General features: G+C 60.1%; 14 protein-coding genes. 6 read left to right on the forward strand and 8 right to left on the reverse strand.

Annotation, left to right across the window (positions count from 1 at the left end; genetic code table 11):
• Positions 1–363: response regulator (locus tag AAC083_RS11335; protein WP_146181658.1), on the reverse strand; the 363-nt coding region annotated here is incomplete at its 3' end.
• Positions 364–600: 237 nt separating this feature from the next.
• On the opposite strand from AAC083_RS11335, the gene greB reads away from it, so the two are divergent.
• Both greB and AAC083_RS11345 read left to right on the forward strand, forming a co-directional pair.
• The gene (gene greB / locus AAC083_RS11340) at positions 601–1,074 is read left to right on the forward strand and encodes a transcription elongation factor GreB (RefSeq protein WP_042033872.1); all 474 of its coding nucleotides are present in this window, start codon (positions 601–603) and stop codon (positions 1,072–1,074) included.
• 331 nt (positions 1,075–1,405) lie between these two features.
• On the forward strand, positions 1,406–3,718 hold the full coding sequence (locus AAC083_RS11345) for a Tex family protein (protein ID WP_108536646.1): 2,313 nt from the start codon (positions 1,406–1,408) through the stop codon (positions 3,716–3,718).
• 56 nt (positions 3,719–3,774) lie between these two features.
• On the opposite strand, the gene AAC083_RS11350 is transcribed toward AAC083_RS11345, so the two are convergent.
• From AAC083_RS11350 to bioH, 4 genes are all read right to left on the reverse strand, one after another.
• A complete protein-coding gene (locus tag AAC083_RS11350) occupies positions 3,775–4,053 on the reverse strand; it encodes a hypothetical protein (RefSeq protein ID WP_108536647.1) in 279 nt (92 codons plus the stop codon).
• A 95-nt stretch (positions 4,054–4,148) separates the two neighbouring features.
• Positions 4,149–4,949 (reverse strand): putative metalloprotease CJM1_0395 family protein, encoded by an 801-nt coding sequence (locus tag AAC083_RS11355; RefSeq protein WP_108536648.1) that lies wholly within the window; start codon positions 4,947–4,949, stop codon positions 4,149–4,151.
• A gap of 1 nt (position 4,950) precedes the next feature.
• Positions 4,951–5,184 carry a hypothetical protein gene (locus tag AAC083_RS11360; protein WP_042033877.1) on the reverse strand — a complete coding sequence of 78 codons (234 nt, stop codon included), beginning with the start codon at positions 5,182–5,184 and terminating at the stop codon, positions 4,951–4,953.
• Between the two features lie 71 nt (positions 5,185–5,255).
• Entirely contained in the window at positions 5,256–6,020 is a 765-nt protein-coding gene (gene bioH / locus AAC083_RS11365) for a pimeloyl-ACP methyl ester esterase BioH (RefSeq protein ID WP_108536649.1), read from the reverse strand.
• Between the two features lie 38 nt (positions 6,021–6,058).
• Here bioH and AAC083_RS11370 point away from each other — a divergent pair, with 38 nt between their 5' ends.
• Together AAC083_RS11370 and nfuA are read left to right on the forward strand one after the other, a co-directional pair.
• Positions 6,059–6,787, forward strand: a complete 729-nt coding sequence (locus AAC083_RS11370) for a ComF family protein (RefSeq protein ID WP_108536650.1) — start codon at positions 6,059–6,061, stop codon at positions 6,785–6,787.
• A 149-nt stretch (positions 6,788–6,936) separates the two neighbouring features.
• Positions 6,937–7,515: a Fe-S biogenesis protein NfuA gene (gene nfuA, locus AAC083_RS11375; RefSeq protein ID WP_042033882.1), complete on the forward strand. Its 579-nt coding sequence runs from the start codon at positions 6,937–6,939 to the stop codon at positions 7,513–7,515.
• Positions 7,516–7,622: 107 nt separating this feature from the next.
• Here the strand turns inward: nfuA and gpsA are convergent, their stop codons facing one another.
• From gpsA to AAC083_RS11390, 3 genes are read right to left on the reverse strand one after another with little or no spacing between them, the layout of a single operon-like run.
• Positions 7,623–8,627, reverse strand: coding sequence for an NAD(P)H-dependent glycerol-3-phosphate dehydrogenase (gene gpsA / locus AAC083_RS11380; protein WP_108536651.1), 1,005 nt, complete (start codon positions 8,625–8,627; stop codon positions 7,623–7,625).
• Positions 8,628–8,629: 2 nt separating this feature from the next.
• Positions 8,630–9,100 carry a protein-export chaperone SecB gene (gene secB, locus AAC083_RS11385; protein ID WP_005319808.1) on the reverse strand — a complete coding sequence of 157 codons (471 nt, stop codon included), beginning with the start codon at positions 9,098–9,100 and terminating at the stop codon, positions 8,630–8,632.
• A 46-nt stretch (positions 9,101–9,146) separates the two neighbouring features.
• Entirely contained in the window at positions 9,147–9,578 is a 432-nt protein-coding gene (locus AAC083_RS11390; protein ID WP_108536652.1) for a rhodanese-like domain-containing protein, read from the reverse strand.
• A gap of 324 nt (positions 9,579–9,902) precedes the next feature.
• Here AAC083_RS11390 and gpmM point away from each other — a divergent pair, with 324 nt between their 5' ends.
• Complete coding sequence (gpmM, locus tag AAC083_RS11395) at positions 9,903–11,432, forward strand: 2,3-bisphosphoglycerate-independent phosphoglycerate mutase (protein WP_108536653.1); 1,530 nt, start codon at positions 9,903–9,905, stop codon at positions 11,430–11,432.
• Positions 11,433–11,441: 9 nt separating this feature from the next.
• A partial coding sequence (locus AAC083_RS11400; RefSeq protein ID WP_108536654.1) for a peptidase M23 occupies positions 11,442–12,579 on the forward strand: 1,138 nt, incomplete at its 3' end.

Genomic DNA, 12,579 nt, shown 5'->3' on the forward strand with positions numbered 1-12,579 from the left:
GCGCAGCACGGCGCGGATCCGCGCCAGCAATTCACGCGGGTTGAACGGCTTGGGCAGATAGTCGTCGGCCCCCATCTCGAGCCCGACGATGCGATCCACCTCATCGCCCTTGGCGGTGAGCATCAGCACCGGGATCTGGTTGCCAGCCTCGCGCAGGCGACGACAGATGGAAAGGCCATCCTCCCCCGGCAGCATCAAGTCCAGCACCATCAGGCTGAAATTTTCACGAGTCAGCAGGCGATCGGCCTGTTCACCATTGGCAACGCCACGAACCACGAATCCCTGTTCGGTCAGATAGCGCTCCAACAGGGAACGTAATTTCAAATCATCGTCGACGACCAGAACCTTGTATTGCTGACTCATTGCTTGCCTCTCCTCTCGATATGTTGCCAATACTAGGGCTCGGGCTCCCAACGGCAAAGCATAAATATGTTACTGGTTATTGCCCATGGCAGCCGCCTTGTGGCCCTCATGCTACGCCTGCAGGCCCCGTCCCCCCATGACAACACAGGTTTTGCTCGACAGCGAAGCAACAGCGGATAAGATCGGCCGAGCCACAAGAGGCCCATCAGCCCACATTGACGCAGGTACTTGACATCCATGAAGACCAAGCTGATCACCCGCGAAGGCTACAACAAGCTGAAAGAAGAGCTCGATTTCCTGTGGCGCGAAGAGCGCCCCGAGACAACCCGCAAGGTGGCCTGGGCCGCCAGCCTGGGCGATCGCAGCGAGAATGCCGATTACCAGTACAACAAGAAGCGGCTGCGGGAGATCGACAGGCGGGTGCGCTACCTGCGCAAATGCCTCGAGGAGCTGGGGATCGTCGATTATGCCCCCGCCCAGGAAGGCAAGGTGTTCTTCGGCGCCTGGGTCGAGGTGGAGAACGACGAGGGCGAGACCAAGCGCTTTCGCATCGTCGGTTATGACGAGATCTTTGGCCGCAAGGATTACATCTCCATCGACGCCCCCATGGCCCGCGCCTTGCTCAAGAAGGAGGTAGGGGATGAGGCCATAGTGCCTACGCCAATCGGTGACGCCTGCTGGTATGTCACCGAGATCAGTTATCCGAAGTGACGGGAAGCCCTCGCTTCCCCACCATGGATAACAGCTGATCCCCTTCCCGTCCACGTAACGAGCCTCCATGACGGGGATCCGGGCCGCCAGCCTCCTCTCCTGCCATTCGGCCCGACGGCCATGCATGTCACCGGGGTGGCATAGCGCCGCCCGACCTCATATAGTGCTCACATTTAGCGCCTTGGGTGCGGGCCTGTCTCGGCGACGCTCAATCCACACCATGCGGCCCCCTAATGATGTAGAGAAGCAACAAGCTGACGAGCGGCATACCCGGCCGCAGCAAATCGAGCCCCCCAGGCTAGTTGGATAGAAGCGACCACAGAGATCCCAGATGCACAGCCATATCATAGAGAGACAGATTGCCGGTGAGCTGAATGCCCGTCCGGAACAGGTGCAGGCGGCCGTGCGCCTGCTGGATGAAGGCTCGACCGTTCCCTTTATCGCCCGTTATCGCAAAGAGGTGACCGGTGGCCTGGACGACAGCCAGCTCCGCACTCTGGAGAGCCGCCTCGGCTATCTGCGTGAACTGGAGGATCGCCGCCTGGTGATCCTGCGCTCCATCGAGGAGCAGGGCAAACTCACCCCGGAATTGGCGCGTGAGCTGAAGGGTGCCGACAGCAAGACCCGGCTGGAAGATCTCTATCTCCCCTACAAACCCAAGCGTCGCACCAAGGGGCAGATGGCTATTGAAGCGGGGCTCGAACCGCTGGCCAACCTGCTACTCACCGACCCGATGCAGGATCCCGAACAAGCGGCGACCGCCTTCCTGAATACCCAGCTGGGGATTACCGACAGCAAGACCGCCCTCGACGGCGCCCGCTACATACTGATGGAGCGCTTCGCCGAGCAGGCCGACCTGCTGGAAAAACTACGTGACTACCTGTGGCACAACGCCACCCTTCGCGCCCGCATGGTGGCTGGCAAGGAGCAGGAAGGAGCCAAGTTCAAGGACTACTTCGAGCATGACGAGCCACTGCACAAGGCCCCTTCCCACCGTGTGCTGGCCATGCTGCGCGGTCGCAACGAGGGCATCCTCAATCTGGCGCTGGTGACGGGCGAGGAGACAAGCGCCAGCCCCTGCGAAGGCATCATAGCCCACCACCTCAAGCTGAATCTGCAAAACCGCCCGGCCGACAAGTGGCTGCTGGGGGTGGTGAGCTGGACCTGGAAGATCAAGCTCTCCTTGCAGATGGAAACCGAGCTGATCGGCCGTATCCGCGAATCAGCAGAAGACGAGGCCATCAAGGTGTTCGCCATGAACCTCCAGGATCTGCTGATGGCGGCGCCGGCAGGGATGCGCTGCACCATGGGGCTGGATCCGGGCATACGCACCGGGGTCAAGGTGGCCGTGGTCGACGCCACCGGCAAACTGGTCGATCACGCCACCATCTATCCGTTCGAACCGAAACGCCAGATTGATCAAAGCCTCAAGACCCTGAGCGAGCTGTGCCAGAAGCACAAGGTCGAGCTCATCAGTATCGGCAACGGCACCGCCTCGCGAGAGACCGACCGGCTGGTCAGCGATCTGTTCGAGCGCTACCCCGCAGCCAAAGCACAGAAGATAGTAGTGAGCGAAGCGGGGGCATCTGTCTATTCCGCCTCCGAGCTTGCCTCCCTGGAGTTCCCGGATCTCGACGTCTCGATCCGTGGCGCCGTCTCCATCGCCCGCCGCCTGCAGGATCCCCTGGCCGAACTGGTCAAGATAGATCCCAAGAGTATCGGCGTAGGCCAATATCAGCACGACGTCGGCCAGAGCCAGCTGGCCCGCCGGCTGGATGCGGTGGTAGAAGATTGCGTGAACGCGGTCGGGGTCGATGTGAATACCGCCTCGGTCGCCCTGCTGAATCGGGTTTCAGGTCTATCCCAGACGCTGGCCCAGAATATCGTCATCTATCGGGATGAGAATGGCGCCTTCAAGAGCCGCCAGCAGTTGCTCAAGGTGAGCCGACTCGGCCCCAAGGCATTCGAGCAGTGCGCAGGCTTCCTGCGCATTCGCGGGGGCAGCAACCCCCTCGACAGCTCGGCGGTGCACCCGGAGTCCTATCCGGTGGTAGAGCGGATCCTCGCCAAGCTGGAGCAGACCGCCACCAGCCTGCTTGGCAACGGCAGTCTGCTGCGCAGCCTGAAGCCGGCCGACTACACCGATGAGCAGTTCGGTCTACCCACTGTCACCGACATCATAGGTGAGCTGGATAAACCGGGCCGCGACCCGCGACCCGAGTTCAAGACCGCCACTTTCAAGGAGGGGGTGGAGAAGATAAGCGACCTGGTGCCCGAGATGATATTGGAGGGCGTGGTCACCAACGTCACCAACTTCGGCGCCTTCGTCGATATCGGCGTCCATCAGGATGGACTGGTGCATATCTCCTCCCTGACCGATCGCTTCGTCAAGGATCCCCGCGAGGTGGTCAAAGCAGGTGACATAGTGAGGGTCAAGGTGCTGGAGGTGGATGCCCCGCGCAAGCGGATCAGCCTGACCATGCGACTGGACGAAAAAGCCGGACAGCCGGCTCGCAAACCTCCGGAATCCCGCAACGTGAATGCTGGCAGTGCCAAGCCGAGACCGGCGCCACAACCAAGTACGCCTGTGGGCGGCGCCATGGGCAACGCCTTCGCGGCAGCCCTCTCCAAAGCAAAGAAATAAACCGCCAAGAAATGAAAAAAGCCCCGAAAGGGGCTTTTTTTGCAAGAGGCCAAGGCTCATTGAGTGAGGGCGGCCAGAATAGTGTCAGAGTCCTGATGCCGGGCCAGCACCTCTCGCAGTCGATTGAATGCCTTGCAGGCCTCCTGCGGGTACTTGCCATAGGAAACCACGCCGGTATGACTCCAACCGGCCGCCAACAAGACCTTCTTCTTGAAATGAGTGCCTTCAGTTCCGCCACCACCAAGCTGCATCAAAAATTGTTCCATCTGAAGGTGAGGAGGGGGAACGCGGGAGAAGATGGCAAAGTCTTCCGGTTTGACTTCATCAAAGTGCATGACGACTCCTGTGAGGATGAATGGGATTACCCCCAGATTAGATGCAAATACCCGGGGCGTGAACGAAAAGTCAGGGGGAAGAGGCGGCGCGGCACTCAGACGCTCAGACTGACACCCTGTTGTGCAGCAGGCTTGACCGCCTGTTGATAACGCTGGGCAATGACCTGATTGCGCTGCTCCATGTAGCCGCTCAATACACCTCTCTTGGCGCTGCCATCGGCCGCCAGGGCGGTATCCGGGTCGGATGAAAGCAGCGCCTTGCGGGCATGGGCCTCCTTGGCAGCGGCACTTCTGGCCACGCTCAGATCCTGCGCGGAAGGATCCGCCGGGGCTAGGGCGGCGGCACGTACCTGTTGCATCTTGGCGATGGTCGCCCTGGGATCGCCGGGAATGGTCCCGATATCAATGGAGACGCCCCCGCCGGTGGCGTAGCGCTTGCCATCCGGTCCCATCGAGAACTGATAGGTCGGACTACCGGCATACTGACCACCGGTAGCCTGATGGGCCTGCTCGTGGGCTCGTACCTCCTGATCCCTGTCTACCAGCGCCTTGACCTGCAGCTCCTGCTTCTGTTGCTGCTCCTGCTGCCTGGGATCCTGCTGTTGCTTGTTGCGCTGCCCGTCTTCCCCCGTGGCCTCAACGACGCGGTGATCAACCGGTGTTTGCGGGTTGCCGGTCTGGGAAGCTTCCCGCGTCTGCTGGAAACTCTGGTTGGGATTGGCCTGGCTGGCCTTGGACTTGTCTTTCTGTGAGCCGACTTCAGGCTCGGCATTAAATACCTCGCTCTGGCGGGTCTGGGGGATGAGGGCTGCACGGCGATTGTCAGTGCGTGCGGATTCCGTCTGCGGTTGCAGCTGATTAGGAATCATGGTCGGCAGACTGACGTTGATGTTCATCTCACACCCGGATATCGATCAGCGTACCCATAACATCACTGGCGGTCTGGATCACCTTGGCCGACGCCCCGGCCTGTATTTCGGCCACCTTGAGGTTGACCAGTTCATCGGGCAGTTGTACCTGGTCACCGCTCGGGGTGTTGAGCCGAGCGATCTGGCTGGATGCCTGATCGGCAATCTGTTCCGCTCGCTGAAACCCTTGTACACCGCTGTTCAATGCAGAATCTATACGCATGATGACTCTCCTCTGACGCTGGATTAATTATCCGTCACGCCAGAGGATTAATGAAGCAAATAGGTTGTTTTTCAACCAACAAAATGTCGGATGATTTCAACGAACTGCTGCGGATGGGAAATAAAGGGTGCGTGCGAGGCCTTTTCCAGCACCAGGCTGTGACTGGCCGGATAGCGTTCGTCCAGCAGCGGTATGGCCGCCTTGGGCACCAGCGAATCCAGCCGGCCATAGACCCGCAACCAGGGCAGGCTCAGCGTGGTCAGCTCATCGCGCAAGTCGACCTCCGCCAGCAAACCGAGTCCGGCCTCCAGCGCCGCAAGCTGGGGAGCCGGGCGCTCTGCCAACCAGTGGCGCAGCTGGCGGATATCATCCCGGGCATGTTCGCTGCCCATGGCCTGGATAGCGAGAAATCGTTCTATGGTCTGCTTGAAATCCCCCGCCAGCAACTGATTGAAACCGGTGAGCACCTTGGGGGCGATCCCCGGCCAGTCGTCACGGGCCATGAAACAGGGGGAGCTGGCTACCGTGATAAGCGAAAGGCATCGCTCAGGCTGGGTCAGCGCCAACTGGCTCGCCACCAGACCACCGAGGGACCAACCGAGCAAATGGCACTTCTGCGGCAAGACAGCGGCGACCTGCTCCGCCAGCCAGGGCAAGGAATAATCACTCCCATCAAGCAGCGAACTGTTGCCAAACCCGGGCAAGTCCACCAGATGTATCCGATACTGGGCCGCCAACTGCTGGGCAATACCATGCCAGACTGCGCCATTCATGCCCCATCCGTGCAACAGCACCAGGTCAGGCCCCTGACCAAATCGCTCTACCGATACGCTCATCTAGACTCAAGATCCCTGTTCATTCTCTTGGGGTCAGCATGTTAAAGCGACTGCTCGCCAAAGCAAGTCCGATCCTTGGCAACCATGCCGACTGGCAGGGCCACTGTCTGCTCTGCCAACAGCCTTGCGATGAACAGCCGCTGCTCTGCAGCTGGTGCCAACAGGCCCTCCACCAGCCCTATCACAAATGCAGACTGTGTGCGGCGCCCTTGCCGGAATCAGACGGGGAAGCCGAACCTGTCTGCGGACACTGCCAGCGCAGGCCACCGCCCTGGCAGCGGTTGCAGGTCATTGGTGACTACCTGCCCCCCTACTCCATGCTCATTCCCCAGTTGAAGTATTCTGGCCAGATCCTGCTGGCACCGCTGCTCGCCCGTCTGCTGGCAGATCATCTGGAGAGAGACGATCCCCCCGAAGCCATCATTCCGGTTCCCCTGCACTGGTGGCGGCAGTGGTGGCGCGGCTTTAATCAGGCAGAAGAGATAGCCATCACCCTCAGCGAGATCACCGGCATCCCTTGCAACACCCGGCTGCTGCGCAGAACCCGAGCCACTCCGCAGCAGACCCGGCTCAGTGCCGCTCAGCGGCGACGGAATCTGCGTGGAGCCTTCCACATCCAGCCTCACCACTATCGGCATGTCGTCCTGCTCGACGATGTGGTGACCACGGGGGCGACGGCGGGTCAGCTCACCCGCATGCTTCACGAGAGCGGCATCGAAAAAGTGGACGTGTGGGCCATGTGCCGTACGCTCAAACACATAAAATGACACTCGATATCTGTCCCGCAAGCGCAGGCATATCAGGCTGCCATAGGGATATTTGACATATGCGCGGCACCATCTGCATGCTACCCAAGCACTGCCAAGCGAGTTATCATGAATACCCTAGTCGTACACTCAGGTTTATGAGGATAGTGATGATCAGCATTTCCGACACCGCCCAGGCCCATTTCCGTAAACTGCTGGAAAAACAGCCTGATGGCACCAATATCCGGGTGTTTGTGGTCAATCCGGGAACCCAGAATGCCGAGTGCGGCGTATCATATTGCCCACCCGACGCGGTCGATCCGGAAGATCAACACCTGCCCTTCAGCGGCTTCGACTGCCTGGTCGATCCGCTGAGCACCCCTTTCCTGGTCGATGCCACCATCGACTTTGTTACCGATCAGATGGGCTCCCAGCTCACGCTGAAAGCCCCCAATGCCAAAATGCGCAAGGTGGACGACGATGCACCGCTGATCGATCGCATCGAATACGTGCTGATGTCCGAGGTGAACCCCATGCTGGCCGGTCACGGTGGCAAGGTCACGCTGGTTGAGCTGACCGAAGACAAGCTGGCCATTTTGCAGTTTGGCGGCGGTTGCAACGGCTGCTCCATGGTTGATTACACCCTGAAAGAGGGGATCGAGAAGCAGCTGCTGGAGAAATTCCCGGGCGAGCTCAACGGCGTCAAAGATGCCACCGAGCACCAGCGCGGCGATCACTCCTACTATTGATCGAATGCCAGTGGCGATCACCCGACAAGCTTGATCCGCCCTGACCACACATGAAAAGGCCCCGCCAATCTGGCGGGGCCTTTTGCTATCCAGCATCAGCGGATGGCTTATTCGTCGCGCTTGTCCCGGCTAAGCAGGGCGATGGCGGCCTCTTTCGGGTTCTTGCCCTGATAGAGCACCTGAAAGATCTGCTCGCAGATGGGCATCTCGACGCCACAACGGGCCGCCAGCAGATGCACTTCCTTGGTGTTGCGATAGCCTTCCACCACCTGACCTATCTCGGCCATGGCGGTATCCATGCTCTTGCCAGCCCCGAGGGCCAGACCGAAGCGACGGTTGCGAGACTGGTTGTCGGTACAGGTGAGCACCAGATCCCCGAGCCCAGCCATCCCCATGAAGGTTTTGGCGTCGGCACCCAGGGCCGCTCCCAGACGCTGCATCTCCACCAAGCCCCGGGTGATGAGCGCAGTTCTGGCGTTGGCGCCAAATCCCAGCCCGTCGGAGAGACCGGCACCGATGGCGATGACGTTCTTGACGGCGCCGCCGAGCTGCATACCGACGAAGTCCGGATTGGTATAGACCCGGAACGAGCGACCGCAGTGCAGCAACAGCGAGAGATCATCGGCAAAGTCATCGTGAGTCGACGCCACCGAGATGGCGGTCGGCAGGCCGGCGGCCAACTCCTTGGCAAAGGTGGGGCCGGAGATCACCGCCAGCGGGATCGCCTCACCCAGCACCTCACGTGCCACATCTTGCAACAGGCGGCCGCTGTCTGGTTCTAGCCCCTTGGTGGCCCAGGCGATACGGGTATCGGGGCGCAGGAAGGGCTTGACCTGAGCCAGCACTTGGCCGAACACATGGCTCGGCACCACCAGCAGCAGCACGGGAGCTGCTTGCACCGCAGCCTGCAGATCGGCGGTCAGTTGCAGATCGGCAGGGAAAGGGACATCCGGCAGAAAAGCCTTGTTGCAGCGCTCGTGTTCCAGCTCGGCGACATGGGCTGGGTCGTGACCCCACAGCAGGGTCGGATGACCGTTGCGCGCCAGAGAAATGGCAAGGGCGGAGCCATAAGACCCCGCCCCCAAGACCGAGATAGCGATCTGGTCAGCCATTATCAGGCTTCCGCAGTTGCCTGCTGGGCCTGTGCTTGCGCCATGTGCTGGGCAAACAGGGCATCGAAGTTGACCGGTGCCAGGTTCAGCTGCGGGAAGGAACCCTTGCTCACCATGTTGGCCACGGCTTCGCGGGCGTACGGGAACAGGATGTTCGGGCAGAAGGCTGCCAGGCAGTGGGCCAGTTGCGGCTCAGGCAGGTTGCCTATGGTGAAGATACCGGCTTGCTGTACTTCGCACAGGAAGGCCGTTTCGGTTTCCAGCTTGCAGGTCACGGTCAGGGTCAGCACAACCTCATACACGCCATCCGCCAGGATATTGGTCTTGGTGTCCATATCCAGCTTGACGTCCGGCTGCCACTCTTTCTGGAAGATGTGCGGGGTATTCGGAGCTTCGAAAGAGACATCCTTGGTGTAAACACGCTGGATGTGGAATTCCGGTTGTACTTCCTGGTTGTTGATTTCGTCAGCCATTTCGTTTGATTCCTTTTAAGAAAATATGTGGGCGCAGGCCCTTCAATCAGCGTTTTTTGGTCACCGGCAGATTATCTGCACGCCACTGGGCCATGCCACCGCTGAGCACATACACCTGCTTGAAACCGGCCTTGCTCAGTTGGCGACCTGCGCCACCAGCGGTCATCCCCGACTCGCACACCACTATGATGGGGGCATCTTGATGCTTTTCAACTGGACCCAGGTTATTGCTCTGGATCTGGCTGAGCGGCAAGTGCTTGGCACCAGCCAGATGGCCCTTGGTAAACTCTTCCTGACTGCGAATGTCCACCACAGTGGCATTTTCGCGGTTGATCAGCAGGGTAGCCGTGTGGTTGCTCACCGTTTTAACCGGAGAAAAACGAGCACGCACAGTGGTGTAAACCAGGGTGCCTGCCAGGCCAAACCAAGCTGCGGTCAGCAGCGGGTTACGGGCCGCAAAATCCAAATACTCTTGCATCTTCTACTATCCAGGGACCAAGACAAGGACCCGAGTATACATGGGGACCCCACCAAGATCAGCCATCTTGGCGGCAAAGCGGGAGCGGGCTCCCATCGGGCAGGGGCGCGATAAAGGATCGGAATAAAAAATGGCGTCCGATGCTTTGGGGCGAGGATTCGTCGAGCAGGGAGACAAGCCGGCGACAAAGGGGAAACAGGCTGGCAACAGCCCTGAGCGACGGTGGCCGAGGCTTGGCTATCAGGTGACTATTTCGGCAGATGTAGTAATATTACGCTAGTTTCACTTCCTGCAATTCATTCCTATCCGAGAGGACATAGCCTTATGTCAACAGCTAAGAAACCTTTGGTTCTCGTCATCATGGACGGTTGGGGCTACAGCACCAAGCAAGAGCACAACGCCGTCGCTGCCGCCAAGACTCCCAACCTCGACCGTCTCGCCCGTGACTACACCAGCACCCTGATCTCCGGCTCCGGCCTGGACGTGGGTCTGCCGGATGGCCAGATGGGTAACTCCGAAGTGGGCCACGTCAACATAGGTGCCGGTCGCATCGTTTATCAGGAACTGACCCGCATCTCCAAAGAGATCAAAGACGGCGACTTCTTCCAGAACGTCGAACTGGCCAAGGCTGTTGATGCTGCCGTGACCAAGGGCAAGGCCGTTCACATCATGGGTCTGATGTCCCCGGGTGGCGTACACAGCCACGAAGAGCACATCATGGGCATGATCGAGATGGCCGCCAAGCGTGGCGCCGAGCAGATCTACTTCCACGCCTTCCTGGATGGCCGCGACGTACCGCCGCGCTCTGCCCAGTCTTCCATCGAACAATTCGATGCCCTGTTTGCCCGTCTGGGCAAGGGTCGTTTCGCCTCTATGATCGGCCGCTACTTCGCCATGGACCGTGACAACCGCTGGGATCGCGTGCAGCAAGCCTATGACCTGATGACTCAAGGCAAGGGCGAGTTCACCGCCGACAGCGCCAGCGAAGCCCTGGCCGCCGCCTATGCCCGCGACGAGAATGACGAGTTCGTCAAAGCCACCCGCATCGGTGCCGCCGCCCCCATGCAGGATGGCGATGCGCTGATTTTCATGAACTTCCGTGCCGACCGCGCCCGTGAGATCACCCGCGCCTTCGTCGACAGCGACTTCAGCGGCTTCGCCCGTGCCGCCACCCCGGCGCTGAACTTCGTGATGCTGACCGAATACGCGGCCGACATCAAAACCGCCTGTGCCTACCCGCCGACTGCTCTGGTCAACACCCTGGGTGAGTGGCTGGCCAAGCAGGGCAAGACCCAACTGCGCATCTCCGAAACCGAGAAGTACGCTCACGTGACCTTCTTCTTCAACGGTGGCGAAGAGTCCTGCTTCACCGGTGAAGATCGCGAGATCGTTGCCAGCCCGAAAGTGGCCACCTATGACCTGCAGCCGGAAATGAGCTCCGAAGAGCTGACCGACAAGCTGGTGGCCGCCATAAAGAGCGGCAAGTACGACACCATCATCTGCAACTACCCGAACGGCGACATGGTCGGCCACACCGGTGTGTTCGATGCGGCCGTCAAGGCCTGTGAAGCGGTTGATCACTGCATTGGTCGGGTCACCGAGGCCCTGGCCGAAGTAGGTGGCGAATGCCTGATCACCGCCGACCACGGCAACGCCGAGAAGATGCTGGACGAAGAGACAGGTCAGGCGCACACAGCCCACACCAATCTGCCGGTTCCCCTCATCTATTTCGGTCGCAAGTCCGAGGTGGTTGAAGGTGGCAAATTGTCCGATCTGGCTCCGACCATGCTGACCCTTATGGGTCTGCCTGTCCCGCCGGAAATGACTGGCAAGCCCCTGATGATTCTGAAATAATCCTTCCCCATGCGGGGATGCGAAGTTATTTCAAACAAAACCAGTCGCGTCGGCCAGTTGGCCGGCGCGCTGTTTTTTTGCCTGTGGTTTATCGCGGGCAACGCCTGGGCTGCCAATCAGCAGCTCGGCACCATGCAGTCCCAGATCAAAGAGCAACAGAAGAACATCAAGCTCAGCAAGCAGGAGCTGGCCAAACTCAACACCCAGCTCAAGGCCGATGAGCAGGCTATCTCGGCGGCCGCCGCCAAACTCAACCAGACCAAGCAGCAGCTGAAGCAGAACCAGCAGAAGCTGGCGACCCTGCAAAAAGACAAGCAGGCACTGGAACTACAAGCCAAATATCAGAAGCAGTTGCTGGCCAAGCAGGCGGAAAGCGCCTTCCAGGCGGGCAACCACGATTACCTCAAACTGCTACTCAATCAGCAGGATCCGGCCAAACTGAGCCGCTCTCTCGATTACTACGACTATCTCAACAAGGCCCGCATCGAGGCCATCGACGCCCTGCGTGTGACCCACACCAAGCTGGCCAAAAACCAGCAGGCCACCAAAGAGACCGAGAGCAAGCTGCAAGCCCTGCTAAGCGAACAGCAGGAGCACCATCAGGCCCTGCTTGCCAGTCAACAGAGCCGCGCCAAAGTACGCAACCAGCTGCAGCAATCGGTACAAAACGACGAACAAAAGCTGACCAAGCTGGTCAAGGCAGAGAAAGCCCTGAAAGCCCGGTTGGAAGAGCTGCGTCGCCAGCGGGAAGAGCAGGAGCGCCGTGAACGGGCCGAGCGGGAGCGGCTGGCCAAGCTGAAAGCCGAGCAGGAGCGCCAGCGCCGTCTGGAGGCACAGCGCCTGGCCGCCGAACAGAAGCGGATTGCCGAACAACAGCGGATCGCGGCACAGCAGCAGAAAGTCGGCGAGCAGCAACGGCTCGCAGCCCAACAGCAGAAAGTCACCGAACAACAGAACAGGGTAGCGGAGCAGCAAGCCGCCGCGCGGAGCAGCAAGCCAAGCAGTGGCGGCTACGGCGGTCTCAGCACCAACGGCAGCCTGCGCTGGCCAGTGCAGGGCCCGATCCTCATCTCCTACGGCTCACCCCGCACCGCAGAGCTCAAGTGGAAAGGCACCCTGATCGGTGCCAGCGAAGGGACCCAGGTCA

The sequence above is a fragment of the Aeromonas sp. HMWF014 genome, from assembly GCF_963878295.1.
GTDB classification, from domain to species: Bacteria; Pseudomonadota; Gammaproteobacteria; order Enterobacterales; family Aeromonadaceae; genus Aeromonas; species Aeromonas popoffii.

Excerpts from the sequence above, each read along its gene's own strand:
- gpmM (WP_108536653.1), top strand. The coding sequence starts at position 9,903 with ATGTCAACAGCTAAGAAACCTTTGGTTCTCGTCATCATGGACGGTTGG.
- AAC083_RS11360 (WP_042033877.1), bottom strand. The coding sequence starts at position 5,184 with ATGCGTATAGATTCTGCATTGAACAGCGGTGTACAAGGGTTTCAGCGA.
- bioH (WP_108536649.1), bottom strand. The coding sequence starts at position 6,020 with ATGAGCGTATCGGTAGAGCGATTTGGTCAGGGGCCTGACCTGGTGCTG.
- AAC083_RS11370 (WP_108536650.1), top strand. The coding sequence starts at position 6,059 with ATGTTAAAGCGACTGCTCGCCAAAGCAAGTCCGATCCTTGGCAACCAT.
- gpsA (WP_108536651.1), bottom strand. The coding sequence starts at position 8,627 with ATGGCTGACCAGATCGCTATCTCGGTCTTGGGGGCGGGGTCTTATGGC.
- secB (WP_005319808.1), bottom strand. The coding sequence starts at position 9,100 with ATGGCTGACGAAATCAACAACCAGGAAGTACAACCGGAATTCCACATC.
- AAC083_RS11355 (WP_108536648.1), bottom strand. The coding sequence starts at position 4,949 with ATGAACATCAACGTCAGTCTGCCGACCATGATTCCTAATCAGCTGCAA.
- AAC083_RS11390 (WP_108536652.1), bottom strand. The coding sequence starts at position 9,578 with ATGCAAGAGTATTTGGATTTTGCGGCCCGTAACCCGCTGCTGACCGCA.
- nfuA (WP_042033882.1), top strand. The coding sequence starts at position 6,937 with ATGATCAGCATTTCCGACACCGCCCAGGCCCATTTCCGTAAACTGCTG.
- AAC083_RS11350 (WP_108536647.1), bottom strand. The coding sequence starts at position 4,053 with ATGCACTTTGATGAAGTCAAACCGGAAGACTTTGCCATCTTCTCCCGC.
- greB (WP_042033872.1), top strand. The coding sequence starts at position 601 with ATGAAGACCAAGCTGATCACCCGCGAAGGCTACAACAAGCTGAAAGAA.
- AAC083_RS11345 (WP_108536646.1), top strand. The coding sequence starts at position 1,406 with ATGCACAGCCATATCATAGAGAGACAGATTGCCGGTGAGCTGAATGCC.